The 23,484-nt window shown below is 74.3% G+C and carries 20 protein-coding genes and 2 tRNA genes; 8 read left to right on the top strand and 14 right to left on the bottom strand.

The features are described from left to right. Window positions 1-20 precede the first annotated feature (20 nt). Window positions 21-515, bottom strand: a complete 495-nt coding sequence (locus AB0302_RS07600; protein ID WP_248115357.1) for an HNH endonuclease — start codon at window positions 513-515, stop codon at window positions 21-23. A 122-nt stretch (window positions 516-637) separates the two neighbouring features. Then, window positions 638-1,360, bottom strand: a complete 723-nt coding sequence (locus tag AB0302_RS07605) for a metal-dependent transcriptional regulator (RefSeq protein ID WP_366371100.1) — start codon at window positions 1,358-1,360, stop codon at window positions 638-640. Between the two features lie 128 nt (window positions 1,361-1,488). Here AB0302_RS07605 and serC point away from each other — a divergent pair, with 128 nt between their 5' ends. Continuing rightward, window positions 1,489-2,622 carry a phosphoserine transaminase gene (serC, locus tag AB0302_RS07610; protein WP_366371102.1) on the top strand — a complete coding sequence of 378 codons (1,134 nt, stop codon included), beginning with the start codon at window positions 1,489-1,491 and terminating at the stop codon, window positions 2,620-2,622. Between the two features lie 7 nt (window positions 2,623-2,629). Here the strand turns inward: serC and AB0302_RS07615 are convergent, their stop codons facing one another. Continuing rightward, a complete protein-coding gene (locus tag AB0302_RS07615; RefSeq protein ID WP_366371105.1) occupies window positions 2,630-3,091 on the bottom strand; it encodes a DUF3027 domain-containing protein in 462 nt (153 codons plus the stop codon). Continuing rightward, window positions 3,088-3,471 carry a cold shock domain-containing protein gene (locus AB0302_RS07620; protein ID WP_248115353.1) on the bottom strand — a complete coding sequence of 128 codons (384 nt, stop codon included), beginning with the start codon at window positions 3,469-3,471 and terminating at the stop codon, window positions 3,088-3,090. The genes AB0302_RS07615 and AB0302_RS07620 overlap by 4 nt, the downstream gene beginning before the upstream one ends. Before the next feature lie 235 nt (window positions 3,472-3,706). Here AB0302_RS07620 and AB0302_RS07625 point away from each other — a divergent pair, with 235 nt between their 5' ends. The 5 genes from AB0302_RS07625 to AB0302_RS07645 all read left to right on the top strand — a co-directional run bounded on the left by AB0302_RS07625 (window position 3,707) and on the right by AB0302_RS07645 (window position 7,937). Continuing rightward, window positions 3,707-3,979 carry a hypothetical protein gene (locus AB0302_RS07625; protein WP_319076544.1) on the top strand — a complete coding sequence of 91 codons (273 nt, stop codon included), beginning with the start codon at window positions 3,707-3,709 and terminating at the stop codon, window positions 3,977-3,979. Window positions 3,980-4,040: 61 nt separating this feature from the next. Beyond that, window positions 4,041-4,748: a response regulator transcription factor gene (locus tag AB0302_RS07630; RefSeq protein ID WP_319076543.1), complete on the top strand. Its 708-nt coding sequence runs from the start codon at window positions 4,041-4,043 to the stop codon at window positions 4,746-4,748. Between the two features lies 1 nt (window position 4,749). Beyond that, window positions 4,750-6,519: a HAMP domain-containing sensor histidine kinase gene (locus AB0302_RS07635; protein WP_366371108.1), complete on the top strand. Its 1,770-nt coding sequence runs from the start codon at window positions 4,750-4,752 to the stop codon at window positions 6,517-6,519. Between the two features lie 156 nt (window positions 6,520-6,675). Next, the gene (locus tag AB0302_RS07640) at window positions 6,676-6,966 is read left to right on the top strand and encodes a WXG100 family type VII secretion target (RefSeq protein ID WP_248115349.1); all 291 of its coding nucleotides are present in this window, start codon (window positions 6,676-6,678) and stop codon (window positions 6,964-6,966) included. Between the two features lie 38 nt (window positions 6,967-7,004). Next, on the top strand, window positions 7,005-7,937 hold the full coding sequence (locus tag AB0302_RS07645) for a DUF4031 domain-containing protein (RefSeq protein WP_366371110.1): 933 nt from the start codon (window positions 7,005-7,007) through the stop codon (window positions 7,935-7,937). Window positions 7,938-8,026: 89 nt separating this feature from the next. Here AB0302_RS07645 and groL read toward each other — a convergent pair whose 3' ends face one another. The 3 genes from groL to AB0302_RS07660 all read right to left on the bottom strand — a co-directional run bounded on the left by groL (window position 8,027) and on the right by AB0302_RS07660 (window position 11,407). Beyond that, window positions 8,027-9,661, bottom strand: coding sequence for a chaperonin GroEL (groL, locus tag AB0302_RS07650; protein ID WP_366371112.1), 1,635 nt, complete (start codon window positions 9,659-9,661; stop codon window positions 8,027-8,029). Window positions 9,662-10,009: 348 nt separating this feature from the next. Next, on the bottom strand, window positions 10,010-11,065 hold the full coding sequence (locus tag AB0302_RS07655) for a LytR C-terminal domain-containing protein (RefSeq protein ID WP_366371114.1): 1,056 nt from the start codon (window positions 11,063-11,065) through the stop codon (window positions 10,010-10,012). Between the two features lie 3 nt (window positions 11,066-11,068). Then, the gene (locus tag AB0302_RS07660) at window positions 11,069-11,407 is read right to left on the bottom strand and encodes a DUF3263 domain-containing protein (protein ID WP_319076536.1); all 339 of its coding nucleotides are present in this window, start codon (window positions 11,405-11,407) and stop codon (window positions 11,069-11,071) included. Window positions 11,408-11,460: 53 nt separating this feature from the next. Here AB0302_RS07660 and AB0302_RS07665 point away from each other — a divergent pair, with 53 nt between their 5' ends. Continuing rightward, complete coding sequence (locus AB0302_RS07665; RefSeq protein WP_298713892.1) at window positions 11,461-12,138, top strand: uracil-DNA glycosylase; 678 nt, start codon at window positions 11,461-11,463, stop codon at window positions 12,136-12,138. 39 nt (window positions 12,139-12,177) lie between these two features. On the opposite strand, the gene AB0302_RS07670 is transcribed toward AB0302_RS07665, so the two are convergent. The 5 genes from AB0302_RS07670 to AB0302_RS07690 all read right to left on the bottom strand — a co-directional run bounded on the left by AB0302_RS07670 (window position 12,178) and on the right by AB0302_RS07690 (window position 17,458). Beyond that, complete coding sequence (locus tag AB0302_RS07670; RefSeq protein WP_366371117.1) at window positions 12,178-14,076, bottom strand: threonine/serine exporter family protein; 1,899 nt, start codon at window positions 14,074-14,076, stop codon at window positions 12,178-12,180. Window positions 14,077-14,202: 126 nt separating this feature from the next. Further along, a tRNA-Val gene (locus AB0302_RS07675) sits at window positions 14,203-14,276 on the bottom strand. A 118-nt stretch (window positions 14,277-14,394) separates the two neighbouring features. Further along, window positions 14,395-16,332: a S8 family serine peptidase gene (locus tag AB0302_RS07680; protein ID WP_366371119.1), complete on the bottom strand. Its 1,938-nt coding sequence runs from the start codon at window positions 16,330-16,332 to the stop codon at window positions 14,395-14,397. A 129-nt stretch (window positions 16,333-16,461) separates the two neighbouring features. Beyond that, a tRNA-Thr gene (locus tag AB0302_RS07685) sits at window positions 16,462-16,535 on the bottom strand. Between the two features lie 56 nt (window positions 16,536-16,591). Continuing rightward, window positions 16,592-17,458, bottom strand: coding sequence for a thioredoxin domain-containing protein (locus AB0302_RS07690; protein WP_248115342.1), 867 nt, complete (start codon window positions 17,456-17,458; stop codon window positions 16,592-16,594). Between the two features lie 124 nt (window positions 17,459-17,582). Here AB0302_RS07690 and AB0302_RS07695 point away from each other — a divergent pair, with 124 nt between their 5' ends. Further along, complete coding sequence (locus tag AB0302_RS07695; RefSeq protein ID WP_248115341.1) at window positions 17,583-18,896, top strand: DUF4032 domain-containing protein; 1,314 nt, start codon at window positions 17,583-17,585, stop codon at window positions 18,894-18,896. A 6-nt stretch (window positions 18,897-18,902) separates the two neighbouring features. On the opposite strand, the gene treZ is transcribed toward AB0302_RS07695, so the two are convergent. After that, window positions 18,903-20,954, bottom strand: coding sequence for a malto-oligosyltrehalose trehalohydrolase (treZ, locus tag AB0302_RS07700; RefSeq protein WP_366371122.1), 2,052 nt, complete (start codon window positions 20,952-20,954; stop codon window positions 18,903-18,905). 28 nt (window positions 20,955-20,982) lie between these two features. After that, the gene (gene treY, locus AB0302_RS07705; RefSeq protein ID WP_366371124.1) at window positions 20,983-23,448 is read right to left on the bottom strand and encodes a malto-oligosyltrehalose synthase; all 2,466 of its coding nucleotides are present in this window, start codon (window positions 23,446-23,448) and stop codon (window positions 20,983-20,985) included. Between the last annotated feature and the right edge of the window lie 36 nt (window positions 23,449-23,484).

Consider the following 23,484-nt stretch of genomic DNA (forward strand, 5'->3'; position numbering starts at 1 on the left):
GGGGGATTCCGCTGGGAGCGTCAGGCCGCCAGGCCCAGGTAGCCCTGCCACGCCTCGGCGGGGCGGTCGAGCTCGCGGATGCGCCACTGCGCACCGCGCGGGCGCACCGGGTCCACGCGCAGCCGCCACCCCAGGGACTCGAGCGAGCGGTCCGCCTTGGCGCCGTTGCAGCGCAGGCAGCACGCCACCAGGTTCTCCCACGAGTTCTCCCCGCCGCGCGAACGGGGCCGGACGTGGTCCACCGTGGTGGCGTGGGCCCCGCAGTAGGCGCAGCGGTGGCCGTCCCGGCGCAGCACGCCCTTGCGGGAGACGGGTGCCGCCTCCCCGTGGGGGACGCGGATGTACTGGTGCAGGAGGATCACCAGGGGGCGGCCCCACGCGCGCGTCGGGCTCAGCATGGGATCCCCGCCGTCCTCCAGGACGCTGGCCTTGCCCGTGGCCACGAGCAGGAGCGCTCGGCGGTCGGAGACCACCGAGAGGGGTTCGTAGCCGGCGTTGAGGACGAGTGTGCGCATGGCGGGCCTCGGGACGGGGAGCGGACGGTCCCACGCTACGGGCCTCCGGTCCCCGCGCGCGGCGTGTCGCACGCGGGTGCGCAAAGTCTTCACCGATCGGTCACCTGCGCCTCACGCGCCGGTCACTCGCCGGGCAGGGCCTCCACCCACACGTGCGCGGCGGTGTCCCCGTGCAGCTCCAGCGCGTCGCCGGCGGCGGCGTCGCCGTCCGCCTCCGCCTCGATCCGGACGTATCCGGCCTCGAGCGCGGGCTGCGCCCGGAGGAGGCCGCCGGGCACGACGCCCGCGGCGGCGAGGTCCGTCAGGAGCTCCGGGTCGGCCTGGATCCCCTCGGCGAGGCTGAGGACGCGGAACCGGCCGGGTGTGGCGGCCGCCGTCGCCAGCCTCTCCCCGGCGAGGCCCATGTCCCGGCTCCAGTCCTCGGCGGAGCGCTGCTCGGGGCGCGGCGGGATCGGGGTGCCGTACGGGGTGACGCTCGGGTTCTCCAGGATCTCGAGCAGGCGGCGCTCCACCTGGTCGCTCATGACGTGCTCCCAGCGGCAGGCCTCGTCGTGCACGAGCGCCCAGTCCAGGCCGATGACGTCCGAGAGCAGGCGCTCGGCGAGGCGGTGCTTGCGCAGCACGGCCACGGCACGCTCGCGCCCGTCCACGGTGAGGTCCAGGCGGCGGTCGGCGCCGACGTGCACGAGGCCGTCGCGCTCCATGCGGGCCACCGTCTGGGAGACCGTGGGGCCGGAGTGGTCCAGCCGCTCCACGATGCGCGCACGCAGGGGCGTGATGCCCTCCTCCTCGAGCTCGAGGATGGTGCGTAGGTACATCTCCGTGGTGTCGATCAGATCGGTCATCGCGCCGTCCTCTTCCCGTGGTCTTCCTCCCGCGCCATCCTAGCCACGGGACCGGGGTCACGTTCACGGGGCGCGAGCGCCGCTGGGCCACAATGAGGACGACCCCGTCCCCCGCCCAGGAGCGCACCATGAACCCGACCTCCCCCACCGAGATCGTCATCCCCACGGACATGCTGCCGGCGGACGGCCGGTTCGGCGCTGGACCGTCCAAGGTCCGCCCCGAGCAGCTGCAGGCCGTGGCCGACGCCGCCGGGCTCATGGGGACCTCCCATCGCCAGAAGCCCGTGAAGGACCTCGTGGGCCGCGTGCGCGCCGGCGTCGCCGAGCTCTTCTCCGCCCCCGCGGGCTACGAGGTGGTCCTCGGGGTCGGCGGGTCCACCGCGTTCTGGGACGCCGCCTCCTTCGGACTGGTCCACGAGCGTGCGCAGCACCTGAGCTTCGGCGAGTTCGGCTCCAAGTTCGCCCGCGCCACGGACGCCGCCCCGTTCCTCGGCGCCTCGGACATCCGCACCGCGGAGCCGGGCACGCGCCCGGAGCCCGAGGCCGTGGCCGGCGTCGACGTGTACGCGTGGCCCCACAACGAGACGTCCACGGGCGTCATGGCGCCCGTGGAGCGCCCCGCGGGGATCGACGACGACGCGCTCGTGCTGATCGACGCCACCTCCGCGGCGGGCGGCCTGCCCGTGGACGTGGCGCAGGCGGACGTCTACTACTTCGCCCCGCAGAAGAACTTCGCCTCCGACGGCGGCCTGTGGCTCGCGCTGTTCTCCCCCGCTGCGCTCGAGCGGGTGCAGGAGGTCTCGGCCTCGGGCCGGTGGATCCCGGAGTTCCTGGACCTGGCCACCGCCGTGGACAACTCGCTCAAGGACCAGACGTACAACACGCCGGCCTTGGCCACCCTGGTGATGATGGACGCGCAGCTGGAGTGGATGAACGGCAACGGCGGCCTGGGCTTCACCACCGCGCGCACCGCCGAGTCCTCGCGCCGGGTGTACGAGTGGGCCGAGCGGCACGCGGTGGCCACCCCGTTCGTGACGCGCCCCGAGGACCGCTCCGCCGTCATCTGCACCGTCGACTTCGACGAGGCGGTGGACGCCGCCGCCGTGGCGAAGGTGCTGCGCGCCAACGGCGTCGTGGACGTGGAGCCCTACCGCAAGCTCGGGCGCAACCAGCTGCGCATCGCCACGTTCGCGGCCATCGAGCCGGACGACGTCACGGCGCTGCTGGCCTGCATCGACCACGTGGTCGAGCGCCTGGGCTGAGCAGGGCTCAGGCCTCGCCGGGGACGCGGCCCTCGGCGACGGCCGCCAGGCGCTCGCGCTCGTCCTCGTTCACGCGCTCGGCGTAGGGCACCCACGGCGGGGCCACGAGGGCCCCGTCATGCGCCTGGATCCCCAGCTCGCACACGGTCACGTGCTTCGAGCGCGGGGCCCGGGCGAGCGTGCAGTACCAGGCCCACCCCGCGTAGCCGGGCAGGTGCGCGGCGAAGCGGTGGGTGACGAGCCGGTCGTCGTCCGCCGTGGCGTCCAGGTGCTCGCCCACCTGGCCCTCCTCCGCGTCCTCGGCCAGCGCGGCGCGCGCGGTCTCCACGGCCTCCGCCAGCAGCTCGTCCCGCTTGGGGGCCCGACGCCGGACGGGAGGCGCCGGCACGGCGGCCGCCTCGGGCTCGGGGCTCTGCCCGCTCGCGGACGGCGTCACGGGCTGCTCCGTCTCGTGCTTCACGGCGCTCATGCCTCGAGGTCGTCCGCGACGCGGCGCAGGACCTGCGCGATCTTGCCGGCCTGGGCGGGCTGCGGGTAGCGCCCGCGGCGCAGGCCGTTGGAGGTCTGGTCCAGCACCCGGATGAGGTCCTCCAGGAGGACCGCCATCTCATCGGGCTTGGGGCGGTGGTTGCGGACCACGGAGGGGGCGGAGTCGAGCACGCGCAGGGAGAGCGCCTGCTTTCCGCGCCGCCCCTCGGCCACGCCGAACTCGACGCGAGCCCCGGAGTGGAGCTCCGTCACGCCCGCGGGCAGGGCCGACGAGGGCACGTGGACCTCCTCGCCCTCGTCGGTGTGGGCGAATCCGAACCCCTTGGCGGAGTCGTAGAACTTGATGCGACCGGTGGGCATCTCTGGCACCTGCTTCTTCGTCGTCGGGTCGCCCACCGGCCTCTCCGGCGGACGCCGCCGCCGTCTCCGACGGGCGCTCGGCCGGGTCTCGCCCGAGGGATCGGCGGGGTCCTGGACTGCACCGGCGCGGTGAGGCCGCGGCATCGGTGGGACCGCCTCTGACCGTGAGCCCTCGAGGGACGGCGATGGACGTGCTGCACTGATCCTCCAGGATAGCCGGACTACAGTGGCGGCCATGCCTGCCACCGTCCCCTCCGCCGCGCGCCGACCCGCCACCGACCCCGCGGAAGGCCGCGCGCCCAGCCCGTGGCTGCGCGCGGTGCTCGTGGCGGGCGTGGCCGTCACGGCGGTCTCCGCCCTCGCGCTGGCGGCCCTCCTGGTGGCCTACTTCCTCTCGGCGCCGGCCCTGCCCCTCCTGTACCGCCTGGCCCTCTACGGGCTTCCCGCGGGGTTCGGCCTGCTGGTGCTGCACCTGGTCCTCTCGGCCGTGCGGCGCGCCCGCTCCTGAGCGGCCCGGCACGTCAGCGAACGCCCAGCGGACTCCCAGGTGGAGTGGCCAGACTGGACTCATGCAGTCTCAGAACCCTGAAGCCCGCCTCCTCGTGGTGGACGACGAGCCCAACATCCGCGAGCTCCTCTCCACGTCCCTGCGCTTCGCGGGCTTCGAGGTGCGCGCCGCCGCCAACGGCCACGACGCCCTCGAGGCGGCGGAGGAGTTCCAGCCGGACCTGGCGGTGCTGGACGTGATGCTCCCGGACATGGACGGCTTCACCGTGACCCGTCGGCTGCGCGCCGCGGGCCGCCACTTCCCCGTGGTGTTCCTCACCGCCCGGGACGGCACCGAGGACAAGGTCACCGGCCTCACCGTGGGCGGGGACGACTACGTCACCAAGCCCTTCTCGCTGGACGAGGTGGTGGCCCGCATCCGCGCGGTGCTGAGGCGCACCGCGTCCCTGGATGACGACGGCGCCGTGCTGCGCGTGGACGACCTCGAACTGGACGACGACGCGCACGAGGTGCGTCGCGGCGGCGAGGTGGTGGACCTCTCCCCCACCGAGTTCAAGCTCCTGCGCTACCTGATGATGAACCCGAACCGCGTCCTCTCCAAGGCCCAGATCCTGGACCACGTGTGGGAGTACGACTTCAACGGGGACGCCTCCATCGTGGAGTCCTACATCTCCTACCTGCGTCGCAAGATCGACGTGGCCGGGCGGGACCGCATGATCCACACCAAGCGCGGGGTGGGCTACATGCTGCGCACGGCCGACAAGCGCTGAGGTGGCGGAGCGCCTCCGCGTCGCGTCGTCCCGGCTGCGGCACCCCCGCACGTGGGCCCGGGGCGCGTGGTCGGCCCAGTCCCTGCGCACCAAGCTCGTCGTGATGATCACGGCGCTCATGCTCACCCTCGTGGCGGTCACCGCCCTCGTCACCTCCGCCCTGTTCCGGCAGGAGCTCGTGCGGCAGCTGGACGAGGACATGGTCACCAACCGGGACGCGGTGTCCGTGTACCTGACCACCGTAGTCCAGACCGGCGGGTACTACACGCCCCAGCACGGGATCCTGCGCTTCTACGGCGCCCTGTGGGACACCACGGGCGCGCCGGTCGTCAGCACCCCCGTGATCATGGGCGCGGACGCCCCGCGCCTCGAGGGGCTCTCCCTGGATCGCGTGCGCGAGATCGGCTCCGAGTCCTTCGAGGTGCCCGGCACGCAGGCGGACTCGAACGGCTGGCGGGTCCAGCTGTACCCCCTGCGCAGCGGCGAGGGCTCCATCGCCATCGCCCTGCCCCTGCACACCGTCTCCTCCTCCGTGGAGCGGGTCACCGCGCTCGTGGTGACCATCGGGCTGCTGGCGACGGCGGGCGCCGTCGTGGTGGCCAACCTGGCGGTGAAGCGCGCCTTCCGGACGCTGAACCGCGTGGAGCGCACGGCCGCGAAGATCGCGGCGGGCGATCTGAGCCAGCGCGTCGAGACCGCGCCCCCGGACACCGAGGTGGGGCGACTGTCCCGCTCGCTCAACGCGATGCTCGCTCACATCGAGTCCGCCTTCCGGGACAAGGAGGTCTCCGAGGGCAAGATGCGCCGGTTCGTGCAGGACGCGTCCCATGAGCTGCGCACCCCGCTCGTGACCATCCGCGGCTTCTCCGAGCTCTACCGCCACGGCGGCATCACGAAGGAGGAGGACGTGGCCGCGGCGATGGGCCGGATCGAGTCCGAGGCGGCCCGCATGACGCGCCTCGTGGAGGACCTGCTGACCCTCGCCCGCCTGGACGAGCAGCGGCCCCTCGAGCACGCGCCGGTGGACCTGCTCGTGCTGGGCGTGGACTCCATGATGGACGCCTCGGTCAACGCCCCGGACCGCACGGTGCGGCTCGTCGGGCTGGACGGCGGACGGGCCTCCTCGGCCCCCCTCATGGGCGACGAGAACCGCATCCGCCAGGTGGTGGTCAACCTCATGACGAACGCGCTGCGGTACACCCCGGCCGGCACCCCCATCGAGATCGCGGTGGGCACCGTGGAGATCCCCTCCGGCGGCTCCGGCGGCTCCGGCGGGGGACCGGACCGGGACTCGGTGATCGAGATCCGCGACCACGGCCAGGGCGTCTCCGAGGAGGACCGCGCACGGATCTTCGAGCGGTTCTACCGCGCGGACTCCTCGCGCCACCGCGAGACCGGCGGCACAGGGCTGGGCCTGGCGATCGTCGCCGCGATCGTCGCCCAGCACGGCGGCTCCGTCCGGCTCCTGGAGACCGAGGGCGGCGGCGCCACGTTCTCCGTGCACCTGCCGTGGACCCCCTTCGAGGACGACGACCTCGAGGATGACGGCGAAGCCGGGCACGAGGACGACGTCGACGCCGGCCTCGAGGAGGACGGCCCGGAGGGCGGGCGTCCGACGGCGGATCCCGCCGGACGCGCCTCCTCCTCTGCGGCCCCCTCGGGGGCGGGCGCCTCGTCCGCGGTCCAGCGCCGTCGGCTGACGCGGGTCGCCGGACGACTGCGCCGCGCTGCGGCCAGCCGTCGCGACCGCGGCCCGCGCGACGGCGGCTGAGTCCCGCGGCCCGGCCGCGGCTCCTGCACAGGGCTCACCGCTCCCCCGGCCGGTCCCCAGACCGCGGGGACCGACGGCGGGCCGGCAGCGGCCGTCCCTAGCGTGGGGGTCAGCGGAGCCGGCCGCACCTCCGGCGTTCACAGAGGGGACACGCACATGACCATCGTCCAGATCGACATCGAGGACCTGCGCGCCAAGAGCGGCGCCGTCGAGGGGTCCATCGGCCGCCTGCAGGCCGAGGTGAACACCATGGAGGCGAGCCTCCGCCAGCTCCAGGACACGTGGCGCGGCCAGGCGTCCAGCAACTTCCAGGGCGTGCTGACCGAGTGGCGCGCCACCCAGCAGCGCGTGGAGGCCTCCCTGGCGTCCATCCGCCAGGCCATGGACGCCGCCGCCCAGCAGTACCAGGACGCAGAGGCGGCGAACGCCTCGATGTTCCGCTTCTGATCCGGGGCCCGTGCCGCGCGCGGCCTAGAGTGGCGGTCATGAGCGTGCTCATCGACCCACCCGTCTGGCCCGCGCACGGCACGGTGTTCTCGCACCTCGTCTCGGACGCCTCCCTCGAGGAGCTGCACGCCTTCGCGCGGACGGCTGGCCTCAGCCCGCGCGCCTTCGACCTGGACCACTACGACGTGCCTGCGCACCGCCACGCGGACCTCGTGGCGGCAGGGGCGGAGGAGGTCAGCGGCGCGGAGCTGGTCCGGCGCCTCGTCCGATCGGGCCTGCGCGTTCCGGCCCGACGCCGGCCGGCGCGGATCGCCCCGGTGCTGCGCCGCCGTTGGGAGCGGCTCTTCGCGGGGGCCGGTGCCCACCCGGACGCGGTGCTCGCGACGGGTCAGGAGCTGCTGACGCGGTGGGCCGAGGAGCACCGCCACTACCACTCCCCCGCGCACCTGCTCGCCGTGCTCGAGGCGCTGGACGAGCTCGACGCCGCTGGTGAGGACCTCGGCGCGGACCCCCGCGCCGTGCGTCTGGCGGCCTGGTTCCACGACGCCGTCTACGCGGCGGACCAGACGGCCGACCCCGGCCAGGACGAGGCGGACTCGGCCGAGCTCGCCCTCCACCTGCTCGGCGATCCGCGGCTGCGGGTGCCCACCGCCCTCGTCGCCGAAGTCGAGCGGCTCGTGCTGCTCACCGTGGACCACCGCCCAGCCCCGGGCGACCCCGCCGGGGCTGCTCTGAGCGACGCGGACCTCGCGGTGCTCGGCAGCTCCCCCCAGGGGTATGACCGCTACGTCGAGGCCGTGCGCGCGGACTTCGCGCACGTCGCTGACGCGCACTGGCGCACCGGGAGGGCTGCCGTCCTCCAGCACCTGCTCTCCGCCGAGCACCTCTACGCCACCGCCACCGGCCGCGCCCGCTGGGAGCAGCCGGCGCGTCAGAACCTGCGCCGCGAGCTGGAGGCGCTGCGCTCCTGAGCCGACACGGCGAGGCCCGCCTCCCCGGATCGGGAAGACGGGCCTCGCGTGCTGGGCGCCCGGGAGGACCGGGCGGGCTCAGCGGGTGGTCACATCATGCCGCCCATGCCGCCCATCGGGTCCATGCCCTCGGCACCGCCGGCCGGGTTCTTCTCCGGCTTGTCGGCCACGACGGCCTCGGTGGTGAGGAACAGGCCCGCGATGGACGCGGCGTTCTGCAGGGCGGAGCGGGTCACCTTGACCGGGTCGTTGATGCCCGCGGCCAGCAGGTCCTCGTACTCGCCGGTGGCGGCGTTCAGGCCGTGGCCGGCCTCGAGGGTCTTGACCTTGTCCGCCACGACGCCCGGCTCCATGCCCGCGTTGAAGGCGATCTGCTTCAGCGGGGCCTCGATGGCGACCTTGACGATGTTCGCGCCGGTGGCCTCGTCGCCCTCGAGCTGCAGGCCCTCGAACGCCTTCGCGCCGGCCTGGATCAGGGCCACGCCGCCGCCGGCGACGATGCCCTCCTCCACGGCCGCCTTGGCGTTGCGCACGGCGTCCTCGATGCGGTGCTTGCGCTCCTTGAGCTCCACCTCGGTGGCCGCGCCGGCCTTGATGACGGCCACGCCGCCGGCCAGCTTGGCGAGGCGCTCCTGGAGCTTCTCGCGGTCGTAGTCCGAGTCGGTGTTCTCGATCTCGGCGCGGATCTGGGCCACGCGGCCGGCGATCTGCTCGGCGTCGCCGGCGCCCTCGACGATGGTGGTCTCGTCCTTGGTGATGACCACCTTGCGGGCGGTGCCCAGCAGGTCGAGGGTGGCGTTCTCCAGGGAGAGGCCGACCTCGGAGGAGATGACCTGGCCGCCGGTGAGGATGGCGATGTCGGCGAGCATGGCCTTGCGGCGGTCGCCGAAGCCCGGAGCCTTCACGGCCACGGACTTGAAGGTGCCGCGGATCTTGTTGACCACCAGCGTGGCCAGGGCCTCGCCGTCGACGTCCTCGGCGATGATCAGCAGCGGCTTGCCGGACTGCATGACCTTCTCGAGGATCGCCACCATGTCCTTCACGGCGGAGATCTTGGAGTTCACGATGAGGATGTAGGGATCCTCGAGGACGGCCTCCTGGCGGTCCGTGTCCGTGACGAAGTAGCCGGAGATGTAGCCCTTGTCGAACCGCATGCCCTCGGTGAGCTCGAGCTCGAGGCCGAAGGTGTTGGACTCCTCGACGGTGATGACGCCCTCCTTGCCGACCTTGTCCAGCGCCTCGGCGATGAGGGCGCCGATCTGCGGGTCGGCGGCGGAGATGGACGCGGTGGCGGCGATCTGCTCCTTGGTCTCGATCTCGCGGGACGCGGAGAGCAGCTCGGCGGTGACGGCCTCGACGGCCTTCTCGATGCCGCGCTTCAGGGAGAGCGGATCGGCGCCGGCGGCCACGTTGCGCAGGCCCTCGCGCACGAGCGCCTGGGCGAGCACGGTGGCGGTGGTGGTGCCGTCGCCGGCGACGTCGTCGGTCTTCTTGGCGACCTCCTTGACGAGCTCCGCGCCGATCTTCTCGTAGGGGTCCTCGAGCTCGATCTCCTTGGCGATGGACACGCCGTCGTTGGTGATGGTGGGGGCGCCCCACTTCTTCTCGAGCACCACGTTGCGGCCGCGGGGGCCGAGCGTCACCTTCACGGCGTCCGCGAGGGTGTTCAGACCCTTCTCCAGACCGCGGCGGGCCTCTTCGTCGAATGCGATGGTCTTGGCCATGAGTGCATGTCCTTTCTGGACGTCACGTTCCTTGCTGGTGGCTGACCCGCACCGATGCCCGCGACGGACGGCCCGGAACGGGGCCTCACCGATGGACAGGTCCTCCTCCACGGGGGTGCCGGCCGGGGTACGACTGGCAGTCCCACCTTCGGAGTGCTAACCCCATTATGAGCACTCTCCCCGGGAGAGTGCAAAAGGCTGGGGCGTCGTCCGCCCGCATCCGCACCGGGCGGACGACACGAGGACGGCGTGCGGGTCCGGATGCACGCGACCCCCGTGGGCGCCGTCCCCTCAGGGGGTGGCGCCCACGGGGGTCGCACAGCGTCGGCGGACGCGCCGCCGACGGGGTCAGCCGGTGACGACGACGGCGACGCCGTCGACCTGCAGGTTCGGGCTCTGGACGACGGGGAGGCCCAGCTCGCGGCCGACGGCCTCGGCGGCGGCCTTGTCCCCGGAGCGGTTGTACATCACGGTGGAGGCGCCCACGCGGGGGCCGCTCCAGTTCTGGGCGGACACCGACGTGAAGCCGGCGTTCTTGAGCTCCTGCGCGTTGCGGGCGGCCAGGCGGTTGATGCGGGTCGCGTTGTACACCGTCACACGGGTGCTCTTCGCCGCTGCAGCGGCACGGGAGGCCTCGGCCTTGCGGGACGCCTCGGCGGCCTGCGAGCGCGACGCCTCGGCGGCCTGCGAGCGGGAGGCCTCGGCGGCCTGGGAGCGCGATGCCTCGGCGGCCTGGGAGCGCGATGCCTCGGCAGCCTGCGAGCGGGAGGCCTCGGCAGCCTGGGAGCGCGATGCCTCGGCGGCGCGGGCGGCCTCGGCCGACGCGGCGGCGGAGCGGGAGGCCTCCGCGTCACGGGACGCCTGGGCGGCGGACTCCTGCGCGGCACGGGAGGACTCGGCGGCCTGCGCGGCACGGGAGGACTCGGCGGCCTGCGCGGCGGCGGAGGACTGCTCGGCGGCGCGGGAGGCCTCCGCGTCACGGGACGCCTGGGCGGCGGACTCCTGCGCGGCACGGGAGGACTCGGCGGCCGGGGCGGGCCCGGTGCTCGACGCGTCCGTGGTCGCGGAGGGCGGGGCAGGCTCGGTCGAGGACGCGGCGGCCTCGGAGGAGGAGGCCGGGGCGTCGGTCGTGCTGTCCGTGGGCGCCGAGGAGGACGAGGAGTCCGCCGCGCCGGCCGTCGGGCGGTCGTCCCCGCCGGTGAGCCACGGCAGGATCACACCCAGGAACAGGCCCGCGAGCAGCACGAGCCCGGCGAGCAGCAGCAGCGGGCGGAGAGCGCCCCCGCCTGCGCCGCCGGACGCGGCGGTGGCGCCGCCGGCGGCCGGTGCGAAGGACGCGCGGTGCGCGCCGCGCTGCTCGGTGTACTCGGGGACGTCGTCGAAGCGGTCGGGCCGGTATGCCATCGGTCAGTTCTCCTGGCGGGGGGAAGCGGGAGCGGTGGACGAGGGAGTCACGGGCCTCCTGATCGCCCGACGCCGGGTGCCGCGCGTGCGCAGCAGGCGGCGGACGAGGAGGGGGCGGTAGGCCAGGGCGGCCTCGCGATCCAGCAGTCCGTTCAACACCTGATAGTAGGCGGTCGGCGCCAGCCCGAGGCGCTCCCGGATCGCGTGGTCCTTCGCGCCGGTGTGCCGCCAGGTCGCGGCCTCGAGATCGAGGACGGCCCGTTCCTGCTCCGTGAGACCGCCGAGGGGCGCGCGGGAGGCGCGCGCGGCGGCGTCGTCGGGGCGGAGATCCGGCTGAGACATGACGGCCACTCTAGTGACCGTCGCGGCCGTCGGCGCGCGGATACGCTCGGAGCATGGATCTCCTCGCACCCCTGGACCCCGGATGGGAGAGGGCGCTGGCCGCGCAGTCGGACGCCTTCGAGCACGTCGGCGCCGCCCTGCGCGCGCGCCGCGACGCCGGCGAGCACGTCCTGCCCGCGCCGGAGGACATCCTCCGGGCCTTCCGCCAGCCCTTCGACGACGTGCGCGTGCTGGTGCTGGGCCAGGACCCCTACCCGACGCCGGGCCACCCGATCGGGATGTGCTTCGCGGTGGACCGCCGTGTGCGTCCGCTGCCGCGCTCCCTGGCCAACATCTACCGGGAGCTCCACGACGACGTCGGCGTCACGCCCCCCGAGCACGGCGACCTGACCGCGTGGACGGACCAGGGGGTGCTCCTGCTCAACCGCGTCCTCACGGTGCGCGCGGGCGCGCCGGCGAGCCACCGCGGGATGGGCTGGGAGCAGATCACCGAGGCCGCCGTGCGGGCGCTGGCAGGGCGCGGCACCCCCCTCGTGGGCCTGCTGTGGGGCGCCGATGCCCGGCGCATGGCTCCGGTGCTGCGCGAGGCGGGGTGCGGCGTCGTGGAGTCCCCGCACCCCTCCCCCCTGAGCGCGCAGCGGGGCTTCTTCGGCTCGCGGCCGTTCAGCCGGGTCAACGCCCTCCTCGCCGAGGCGGGCGCGGAGCCGGTGGACTGGCGCCTCCCGGCCTGAGTCGGTCCCGCCCGCCCCGACGACGCCGGGCGGGTCCCGTCAGCGCAGGCGCGGCGGCAGCGCGCGGGGCGAGGAGTCCCGCAGGCGGTCCGTGACGGGCTTGGCCACCGTGTTGCCCAGGGCCACGCCGGCGGCGATCGCGGCGACGATGACGATCGCGTCGACGATCCCGACGATCCCGAGCATCTCCGACTGGGACTCCACGGTGAATCCGTAGAGGGAGCGGAAGATGGTCAGGCCGGGGAGCAGGAAGAGCACGCTGGGCAGCGCGACCACAAGGGCGGGAGCACCGATCCGCTCCGCCACGATCCGCGCCGTGAAGCCGATCGCGGCCGCCGCGATCGCCGGGGCGAGCCGACCGCTCGTGCCCGCCGCGGTGACCGCCGTGAAGACGAGGTAGCCCACCGCGGAGACCGCCCCGCTCGCGAGGATGGCGCGACTGCGGTTCTGCTCCACCACCGCGTCGGACATGGACGCCACCGCCACGAGGGCCAGCAGGAGCAGGAACGGGTGGCTCTCCTGCGAGGTCTCGGCGAGGTCCAGCGGCGGCAGCCCGACCATCTCCGCCACCCCCACCGCGAGCATGATCCCGCCCATGATCCCCGCGTAGACGAGCAGGGCGGAGATGAAGCGGCCGGCGGCCGTGACGGGGAACCCGTTGATCGCGTCCTGGGTGGCCGTCACGAACCGCACCGTCGGCAGGAGCATCATGATGCCGCCCGCGGTCACCACGGCGGGGTTGACGGGCACCCGGAGGGCGAACGCCACCAGGGCGATGACCGTGGCGAGGAAGGCGGCGAACATGGCGGAGAAGATCTCGGGGAAGCGGGCCCTGTCCGCCTGGACCTTGAGCCAGAACACCAGCCACGTGGAGACCATGCCCAGCAGAGCGCCCTCCCAGGAGCCGCCGATGAACGGGACGAAGCAGCCCGCGAACACGCCCGCGAACAGGACCTCGAAGAAGGGCGGGAACGGCTTGGGCCGGTGGCGGATCTCCACGAGACGGCGCTGCGCCTCGGAGCGCTCGACCTTCCCCTCGGAGATCTGCTCCACGAGGCGGTGGACGGCCACGAGGCCGTCGAAGTGCGTGGACGAGGAGCGCACCACGCGCTGCAGCGTGTACGGCACCTCGCCGCGGGAGGAGTCGGGCGCGTAGTTGAGGGAGATGGCCTGGTTGGTCAGGTCCACCTCGGTCTCCTGGATGCCGTAGGCCTGGGTCACCACGATGATCGAGGTCTCCACGTCCAGCGAGGTGGCCCCGAAGCTGAACATCGTCTCCCCCAGCTTGAGGGCGAAGTCCAGGGTGGTCCGCGCCTCGACGGAATGGTGCTCGACGTCCCTGCGCTGCTGGAGGGTGGAGCGCATCCTGCGCCCGTACGGCGAGCTCTGCAGACGCTCCACCATGGCGAGGGTCTGCGTGGGCAGGGCCTCCTCGAACACGGCGCGGTCCTGGCGCCCCCGCCGCCCTCGGCGCCGGCCCTTCTTCTCCGGCGGGCCGTGCGGGACCACCGGGTCCGGGACGGTGACGTCCGGTTCGGGGATCACGGCCGGCGCGGGCAGGGCGCCGTCGGCGTCCGCCGGGGAGAGCACCGAGGTGGGCACCTGCTCCGAGAGCGGCGGCTCGGTCAGGGGCGAGTCGGCGGCCGGGGTGGGAGTGGCGTCCTCCGCCCCGTCCGCCTGGACGACGCCCTGGTCCGGGTGGAGGCCGGGGTCTGCCGCGAGCCCGGTCTCGTTGACGGCGTCCTCGTCCAGCAGCAGCGGGTCCAGGTCCACCGCCGAGTCCGGGGTGAGCATCACCGGGGGCACCGGCCGCCCGGGGGACTCCGCGGCGGCCGCGGGGCGGATCACGGGGATCAGGGTGGGCTCCGCGGCGGGCTCGGGGATGCGCGGGTCGAAGCGCTCCGCCTCCTGGGGGCCGTCCGGGTCCACGCCGTCCACCGTGTCCTTCCTGCGCTCTGCGCCTGGCTGCTCCTCGATCGCGGCTGGTCGCCGGTGACATCCAATCACGCCGGACGCACCTTCGGGCACGCAAAAGGGCCCTCCCGAAGGAGGGCCCCGCTGCGGTGGATCTTACTGGACTCGAACCAGCGACCTCTCGCGTGTGAAGCGAACGCTCTAACCAACTGAGCTAAAGATCCGCGCGCGTCCCGATCCGCCGTGGCGGACCGGACAACTCGCAGAACTCTACCGGATCCCCCCGGCGGGGGCAAGTCCGCGCGACGGCGGGAGGGCCGGCCGGCCCTCCTGCCGCTCGCCTCACTTCGCGGAGAGCGCGAGGTCGTCGAGGCTGAAGGCCGTCCAGGCGGACGAGTCCTCCACGCCCCGGAACTGCAGGGTCACCGTCCTGCCCGCGAAGCGGGAGACGTCCACGGTGTGCTGCACCCAGCCGAAACCCTTCTCCAAGTTGGAGTGGGTCTTGAGGGTGTACGTGCCGTATGCGCCGTCGCGGACCTGCACAGACAGCTTGTCGTACGCGGTGGACGAGCTGGTCTCGACCGAGTCGACGCGCACCCAGTAGGACAGCGTCGTGGTCGTGCCGGCGGGCACGGCCACGGTCTGCGAGAGAGTCGCGGTGTTCGCGTAGCCGAGGTTGTTGAGCACGCCGTGGTAGATCCCCGAGTGCGGGGAGACGGACTCGTACCGCGACCGGCCGGTGCCGCTCCAGCCGGTGGCGCCCGACTCGAAGCCCGGGTTCACCAGCAGGTTGCCGGAGGGCGCGGGGGCCGGCTCCACGGGAGCAGTCGGGTCGGTCGGCGCCGTCCCGCCGACGGCGGCGACGGCCGCGGTGGCGTCGGCCAGGCCGGCGCCGCAGCCCTCGGAGCAGGTCACGGGCATGGCGCGGGCGGTCGACTTCAGGGTGGACTCGACCTGTGCCGGGGTCAGGCCGGGCTGCTTCGTGAGCATGAGCGCGGTCAGGCCCGCCACGTGCGGGGTGGCCATCGAGGTGCCGTTGTAGGAGGCGTAGCCCGCGCCGGACGGCCGGGTGGTGCCCGTGTTGACCGTGGAGATGATGGAGCTGCCCGGCGCCGTCACGTCCACGGCGCTGCCGTAGTTGGAGAAGGAGGAGCGGCGGCCGGAGGAGTCGGACGCGGCCACGGTGATGGTGTTCTGGCAGTTGGCGGGGCGGGCGTTGGCGGCGGGCTGGTTCTCGTTGCCGGCGGCCACGACGACGGGCACCCCGCGACCCACGGCCGCGTTGATGGCGTTCTGGTAGGTGGTCCCGCAGGTGCCGGAGCCGCCGAGGGACATGTTGATCACGTCGGCCGGGGTGGCGTTCAGGGGGGCGCCGGGCACGGAGCCGCCCGCGGACCACACGATCGCATCGGCGATGTCGGCGAGCGAGCCGCCGCACTTGCCCAGCACGCGCACCGGCTGGATCTTCGCGTTCGGGGCCACGCCCACGACGCCCACCGTGTTCGCCGCGGCCGCCACGGTGCCGGCCACGTGCGTGCCGTGCCAGGACGAGTTCGACGGGTTGGGATCGCCGCACTCGCCGGCGAGGTACCAGTCGCCCTCGTCGGCGGGGTTGGCGTCACGGCCGTTGCCGTCACGCGAGGAGGTGGTGTTGGAGATGAAGTCGTAGCCGGCCACCACGTTGGCGTTGAGATCAGCATGGGAGGTGATGCCGGTGTCGATCACGGCGACGATCGAGCCGGTGCCCGTGGTGCTGTCCCACGCCCCCGGCACGCGCATGCCGTTCACCCCGGTGAAGCCCCACTGCTGCCCGTAGTACGGATCGGCGGGGGTGAGGCCGCTCGCGGTCATGATGGCGTTCGGCTCCACGGCCTCCACCAGGCTCGAGGCCTTCAGGTCCGCCATGAACGCGGCGGACGCGGAGGGGCTGAGCTTCTCGTCCGTGGCGATCACGTGGGAGCCGAGCGCGGTCTCGCGCAGCTCCTTCACGGACACGCCCGCCTCCTTCGCCGCCTTGCCCCACGCGAGGGCCCTGCCCTTCGGGCCGGAGACGGACGCGGTCTCCTTGTAGGTGACGATGAAGGAGTCGTAACCGTCCGCGTTCGGGTCCGCGGCGGTGGACGCGGCCGTGCGCGCCGGGGCGGAGACCGCGGGGCGTGAGGCGTCGGGGGCGGCATCGACGGCGACGGCCGGCGAGGCGCCGAGGGCGCTGCCGGCCACGACGGCGGCGGCGAGCAGGGCGCCGAGACGACGCGTGCGGGAGGGGGGAGAGGGCGTCATCGTGCTGCTCCAAGAGGGGACGGGCCACCGCCTGCGGTGGAGTCCGAGGGATCGGGCACCGGGGGTGACGCGGCTCACACTAGGGCACGACGCGCGGAGTTGACCAGCACGGATGCAGAGGTCGTCGCGAGCCCCCTACCGGATTCGAACCGGTGACCCTCTGTTTACAAGGCAGATGCTCTGGCCAGCTGAGCTAAGGGGGCGGGCAGGGGGCCGGGTCCGCGCGGGCGCGGCACCGACCCCCTGAAGGATACCGGGATCAGCCCTCGATCTTGGCGGACGCCCAGTCGCCGAAGGAGTCCTCGGCGCCGTCGATGGCCCAGTTCTTGCCGTCCATGAGGACGGTCGGCGTGCCGCCGACGCCGGCGGCCTTGGCCTTGGCGGTCGCGTACGCCACGGCGGGCCGGTAGGCGTCGTCCTTCACGCAGGAGGAGATGTCCGCGCCGAGCTCCTCGGCGCGGTCCACGAGCTCGTCGTCGGAGATGCCCTTGCCCCCGTGCTGCTGGTAGGCCGCGAACAGGCCCTCGACGAAGGCGTTGTAGGCCTCGGGCTTCTGCTCGGCCACGCAGTACGCCGCGTTCGCGGCGCGGGCCGAGTAGTTCTGGTTGCCCGGGGTGCTGAGGAAGTCGACGATCCGGTACTCGACGGTCGCCTTGCCCTCGTCGAGCCACGTGTTCAGCTGCTCGGCGTTGCTCTTCTCGAACTCGGCGCAGTGCACGCAGTTGAAGTCGGCGTACACCACCACGTGGTGGGGCTCCCCGTCCGCGGGCGCCTCGGCGCCCGGGACGCTCTCCGGCTGGCCGCCGGCGCCCTCGGGGACCTGCACGTCGGCGGCCTTGACCTCGCCGACGTCCTCCCCGCCGTCGGCGAGCGCGGTGGTGGAGGTGAGGGCCACGCCGCCCTCGGTGTTTGCGACTGCGGGCAGGGGCCCGGCCTCGGCGGCGGCGTCGCGGCCCTGGTTCGCCACGAGCGCCACCACGAGGGCGGCCGCGAGCGCGGCGGCGAGCACGGCGCCCCAGATCCAGAGGGAGCGGCGGCGGCGGTCCCTGCGCTGCTGCTCCTCCTGCATGCGGCGGGCGCGCGCTCGGGCGTCGGTCGACGGCGTCGAGGCTCTGCTGCTGGCCAAGGGTCCTCCTGGGGTCGAAGTGTGCGTCCCGGTGCGCTCCGGGCGGCGGGCGCGGGCACCTGCCGGGGCCGGGCTCGCGATGCGCGAGGCGAGCATATCCGCCCAGTCTGGGAGGATCGGCGGCATGGCCCCCCCGGAGACGAACGCCCCCTCCCCCGCCGACCGCCTGACCGTCACCGGCGCCCCGTCCGGCGACGCGACCGAGGACCCCGCGACGGCCCTGCTCGCGCTGCCGTGGTCCACGCCGCTCGAGGAGTGGCCGGAGGACGTCCTCGCCGCCCTGCCACGCGGCATCTCGCGGCACGTGGTGCGCTTCGCCCACGTGGGCGGGAGCATCGTGGCCGTCAAGGAGACCACGGAGGAGCTCGCCTTCCGCGAATATCGGCTGCTGCGCCGCCTCGCGGACCGCCCGCCGCCGTCGGTGGAGCCCGTCGCGGTCGTCACCGGACGCACCCGCGACCACGGCACGCCCCTGCCCGCGGCACTGGTCACCCGGCACCTGCGCTTCTCCCTGCCCTACCGCGCCGTGTTCTCCGAGCGGCTGCAGCGGCCGACCCTCGTGCGGCTCATGGAGGCGCTGGCGACCCTGCTGGTGGAGCTGCACCTGGAGGGGTTCTTCTGGGGCGACGTCTCGCTCTCCAACGTGCTGTTCCGCCGGGACGCGGGCGGATTCGCGGCGCACCTGGTGGACGCGGAGACCGGCGAGCTGCGGGAACGGCTCTCCACGGGCCAGCGCGAGCACGATCTCGAAGTGGCCCGCGTGAACGTGGGCGGTGAGCTGCTGGACCTGCTGGCCAGCGGGCTCGCCGACCCGGACGTGGACCCCGCGGCCACCCCCGACCTCATGGTGGACTCGTACCGCCGGCTGTGGGAGGAGCTGACCGCTCCGGTCGCCTTCCCCCGTGCCGAGCCGTGGCGCATGGACCGCCGATTCCGCCGCCTCGGCGAGCTCGGCTTCGAGGTGGAGGAGTACTCCCTGCGGGCGGCGGAGGCCCCCGGCATGATGACGGCCCGGCCCACGGAGGTCCTCGCAGGGTTCCACCGGCGCCGCCTCGAGCGGCTCACGGGCCTGCACGTGCAGGAGAACCAGGCCCGACGCCTGCTCGTGGACATCGACGCGGCCCGGCGGGCCTGGGACCCGTACCTGGACATGGAGGGGGCCGCCCACCGCTGGGTCGTGGAGGTCTTCGATCCCGTGGTGCACTCCGTCCCACTCGAGCTGCGCGCCAAGCTCGAGCCTGCCGAGATCATGCACCAGCTTCTCGAGCACCGCTGGTACCTCTCCGAGGCGCGCGGCGCAGCCGTGCCCCTCCAGGAGGCCGTGGACTCCTACGTGGACACGATCCTGCGCGCCCGCAGGGACGAGGACGCGCTCGCCCTGCACCCCACCACCACGATGCTGCGGGCCGTGCCCGACCCGGAGCCCGGCGCGGGCTGAGCCGGCTCAGCGCTGCAGCAGCAGGAAGCCCGGCGCGGCCACCTCCACCGGCGCGGCGGCGGGCGCGTCCGCGTCCGCGGCGAGCGGGCCGGCGTCGGTGTGGCCGGCGAGCACGTGCGCGCCCCGCAGGTCCTCCGGGACGGTGAGCGGGAGGTCGCCGAGGGCGGCGAGGAGCACGACGTCGCCGCACGCCGCCTGCTCGGCCCGTCCGCGCTCGAGGCGCACGTGCCGTCGCTCGGGGTCCACCCACGCGCGGGTGAGCGAGCGCCGCGGCTCCGTGAGTGCCGGCAGGGTGCGGCGCAGCCCGATGAGGCGGCGGTACGTCTCCTGCACGCGGGCCCCGCGGCCCTGCCCCGGCTCGGCCCAGTCGAGCACCGCGGAGTCGCGGGTGACCCGGTCCTGGGGGTCGGGCACGTCGGCCGGGTCCCAGCCGTGCGCGGCGAACTCGCGACGCCGGCCCTGGCGCACCGCCTCGCCCAGCTCCTCGTCCGGGAACGAGGTGAAGAACGCCCACGGTGTGCTCGCCGCGAACTCCTCGCCCATGAAGAGCAGGGGCACGTTCGGGCCGGTGAGCAGGAGGGCCGCCTCCGCGGCCAGCGACCCCTCGCTCAGAGTCGCCCCGGTGCGGTCCCCGGCGGCGCGGTTGCCCACCTGGTCGTGGTTCTGGATGCTCACGATGAACGCCTCGTTCGGCACGTCCGCCGGAACGGGACGTCCGTGGTCCCGTCCGCGGAACGTCGAGCGGGTGCCGTCGTGGAAGTACGCCCGCTCCATCACCTTGGCCACCGCCTCCAGGGGTGCGAAGTCCGCGTAGTAGCCGCCCGTCTCCCCCGTCGTCGCGACGTGCAGGGCGTGATGGACGTCGTCGTTCCACGCGGCGGCCAGCCCCAGCCCGCCGGCGGAGCGCGGGAGCACGAGCCGGGGGTCGTTGAGGTCGGACTCCGCCATGAGCGGCACGGGGCGGCCCGCGCGGGCCGCGGCCTCGTCCGCGAGCGCGGCCATCTCCTCGAGGAGGTGCACGGCGCGGGTGTCCCGCAGGGCATGCACGGCGTCCAGGCGCAGCCCGTCCACGTGGAACTCCTCGATCCACATGCGCACGTTGTCCAGGATGTGGCGGCGCACCTCGTCCGAGTCCGGACCGTCCAGGTTGACGCCCTCGCCCCAGCCGGTGTCCCCCGCGGTGAGGTACGGGCCGAAGGCCCCGAGGTAGTTCCCGGCGGGGCCGAGGTGGTTGTAGACCACGTCCTGCACCACGCCGAGCCCCGCGGCGTGCGCGGCGTCCACGAAGCGCCGGTACGCCTGAGGGCCGCCGTAGGACTCGTCCACCGCGAACCACGCGACGCCGTCGTAGCCCCAGTTGCGGGGGCCGTTGAAGGAGTTCACGGGCAGCAGCTCGAGATGGGTCACGCCCAGCTCGACGAGATGGGGAAGCCGCTCGATCGCGGCCTCGAGCGTCCCCTCCGCCGTGAAGGTCCCCACGTGCAGCTCGTACAGCACCGCGCCGCGCAGCCCCCCGCCCTGCGGGGCGGCCGGATCCGCGAGCACGCCGGCCGGCCCGCGCCAGTCCGCGTCCGTCCACGCGAAGTCCGCGCCCTCGACGTCGCGGCGGGAGGGCCCGTGCACCGTGTCCGGCTGGCGGCGCGAGCGCGGATCCGGCACGGGGTCGCCGCCGTCCACGCGGTAGCCGTAGCCGGGGTCGGCGGGGGCCGGGGCGCCGAGCACGGCCGCCGGGTCCTGCGACGGCGTCCACCACCCGCCGGCCGCACGGTCCATGGCCACCGCGCGGGCGCCCGCCCAGCGGTCCTGCGCGTCGTGCCGCGACCCGGGCACGGCGTCCACGAGCACGAGTTCGACGGTCTGCGCGTGCGGAGCCCAGACCGCGTAGGGGGTGCGCCGCGCCTGGGCCGCGGCCTCCGGCTCCGCACCGGTGGGGTCCACCGGGTCGGCCCCGATGCGGCGCAGGCCGAGGCCCGCATCCGGCACGGGGGCGGCGACGACGTCCGCGGCGGCCTGCGGCGCGCGGGAGGGAGCGGTGTCGGGGGCGGTGTGGTCGCGCATGGCGGGTCTCCTGGGGTGGACGGCTCGGTCAGGCGGCGGGCACGAGCAGCGCCACCGGGAGGTCGTGCAGCAGCTCGGCGAGCCGCACGGCGCCCCGCTCGTCCGGTTGGACGCGGCGGCCCGTCACGGCGTCCTCCCACGCCCCGGCGGGGACGGTCACGGTGGTCTCCCCCCAGCCGCCGCGCTCGGTGAGCGTGGCGGGCCAGCGGGTGGCCACGGCGAGGGCGCCGCCGCGGCTGAAGGCCACGGCGTGCTCGGCGGCCGGACCGGAGACGTCCAGCGGGCGGTATCCCGTGAACAGCTCCGGTCGGTCGCGGCGGGTGCGCAGCGCCGCGGCGACTACGGCGAGCTTGGCCGCGTCGGGGTCCTGGCGCGTGGGGCGCCACCCCGTGTCGAGGCGGTCGAGGAGGGCGGCGCGGGCCGCGAAGTCCACCGGGCGGCGGTTGTCCGGGTCCACAAGCGAGGGGAACGGGAGCTCGGTGCCCTGGTAGACGTCCGGGACGCCCGGCGCCGTGAGCTGCACGAGCTTGTGGCCCAGCTGCACCGCGAGCCCGGCCTCGGAGATCCGGTCCGCCACCGCCTGCACGAGGCCGCGCGCGGGGCCGTCCGCCGCCGTGACGGCGTGGGCCAGCTCCGCGAGGCGGGCCTCGTAGTCGGCATCCTGGTCCGTCCACGTGGTGTGGACGGCAGCCTCGCGCGCCGCCTTCTGGAGGAAGCCGAGCACGCGCTCGGCGTCCGGCGCGGTGCCGTCCGTGGGCCACACGCCCACGATGGACTCCCACACCAGGCGCGCGGCGTCCGGCTCCCCCAACGGGTGGAGGGCGCACAGCTGCGTCAGATCGGCCGCCCAGCGCTCGGGGTCCTCGGCCAGCACGGCGATGCGGGCGCGCACGTCCTCGCTGCGCTTCGTGTCATGCGTGGTGAGTGTGGTCATGGAGGAGGGCCAGGACGCCTGCCGTGCCTGCTGCGCGGCGTGGAACCCGCTCAGGGTGAGGGCGACGTGCGCGGGATCCCCGCCCACCTCGTTGAGGTTGGCCCACCGGGCATACCGGTAGAAGGAGCGGTCCTCCACGCCCTTGGCCATCACCATGCCGGAGGTCTGCTGGAAGCGTCGGGCCACCGGGGACTCCGGGTCCGAGAGCACCGCGAAGAGGTCCGCGAGCACGGGTGCGAGCTCCGGTCGCTCCACGGCGGCCGCCTCGACGGCCGCCTCGAGGTGGCCCTGTCCCACGGGGAGGTAGGTGCGGTACACGGGCAGCTGGGCGAGCACCTCCGCCAGGCCCGCGGTGAGGGCTTCGTCGTCGTGGGCGCCGAGGACGCCGGCCGCGCGGGCCTCCCGCACGAGGCGCCCGGTCTCGGCCGCGAGCGAGCCGGTGGCCACGTCCTCCTTGGCCTCGGCGATCAGCTCGTGCCATTCCGCCCGGCGGGCCGCGTCCTCCTCGGGCGTCCCCCCAGCAGCACGGGGCATGAACACGCGCTCGACCTCGCCCAGGGCGTCGTAGCCGGTGGTCCCGTCCGCGTCCCAGGCCGCAGGCAGGAGCTCGCCGGGCTCCAGGATCTTCTCCACGACGAGCCAGCCCTGCGGCAGCACGCGTCGACGCAGGAGGCGGAGGTAGCCGGCCGGGTCCGCCAAGCCGTCCGGATGGTCCACGCGCAGCCCCGAGACGAGCCCCTCGCGCACCCATCGGGCGATCTCCGCGTGGGTGGCGTCGAAGACCTCCGGGTCCTCGACGCGGACGCCCGCGAGGGTGGTCACGGTGAAGAAGCGCCGGTAGTTCAGCTCGGCGTCCCCGCGGCGCCAGCCGATGAGGCGGTAGTGCTGCAGCTCGTGCACGGCGTGGGCCAGGCGGGCGCGCTCGGGGGTCGGATCGTCCTCGGGGCGGGCGCCGGCGAACACCTCAGCGGCGCCCAGGCCGGTGGCGGCCTCGGCATGCTCGAGCGAGCCGGGGGCCAGCGGATAGGCGGTGTCCCAGTGCAGGAGCCGGCCGGCGTCCGGCCCCTCGCCCGGGACCACCACGAGGCGCTCGATCGCGGCGTCGTCCCCGCGATCGCCTCCCTCAGGACCGTCCTCCAGGACGGGAATGAGCACACGGCCGTCCCCGGCCCCCCAGTCCACGTCGAACCACGCGGCGTGCTGCGCTTCCCGGCCGTGCGCCAGCAGGTCCCACCACGCCGGGTTCGCCTCGGGCGTGGCCACTCCCACGTGGTTGGGGACGATGTCCACGAGGACCTTCATCCCCACCTCGTGCGCGGCGCGCGCCACCTCGGCGAGGCCCTCGGCGCCTCCGCGGGCGGGGTCCACGCGGCTGGGGTCCACGACGTCGTAGCCGTGGTCCGAGCCCGGCTCCGCGGCGAGCAGCGGGGAGAGGTAGAGCCAGTCCACCCCGAGCCGGTGCAGGTACGGCACGAGCTCGGCCACGGAGGGCAACGGGAGGTCCGGGCTGACCTGGAGCCGATAGGTGGACGCGGGCACGGGACGCTCAGCGGGGATCACTCCGCCGACGCTAACAGAGGCTCCGGACGCGGCAGG

This window comes from Micrococcus sp. NPDC078436, assembly GCF_040702705.1.
Classification (GTDB): domain Bacteria; phylum Actinomycetota; class Actinomycetes; order Actinomycetales; family Micrococcaceae; genus Micrococcus.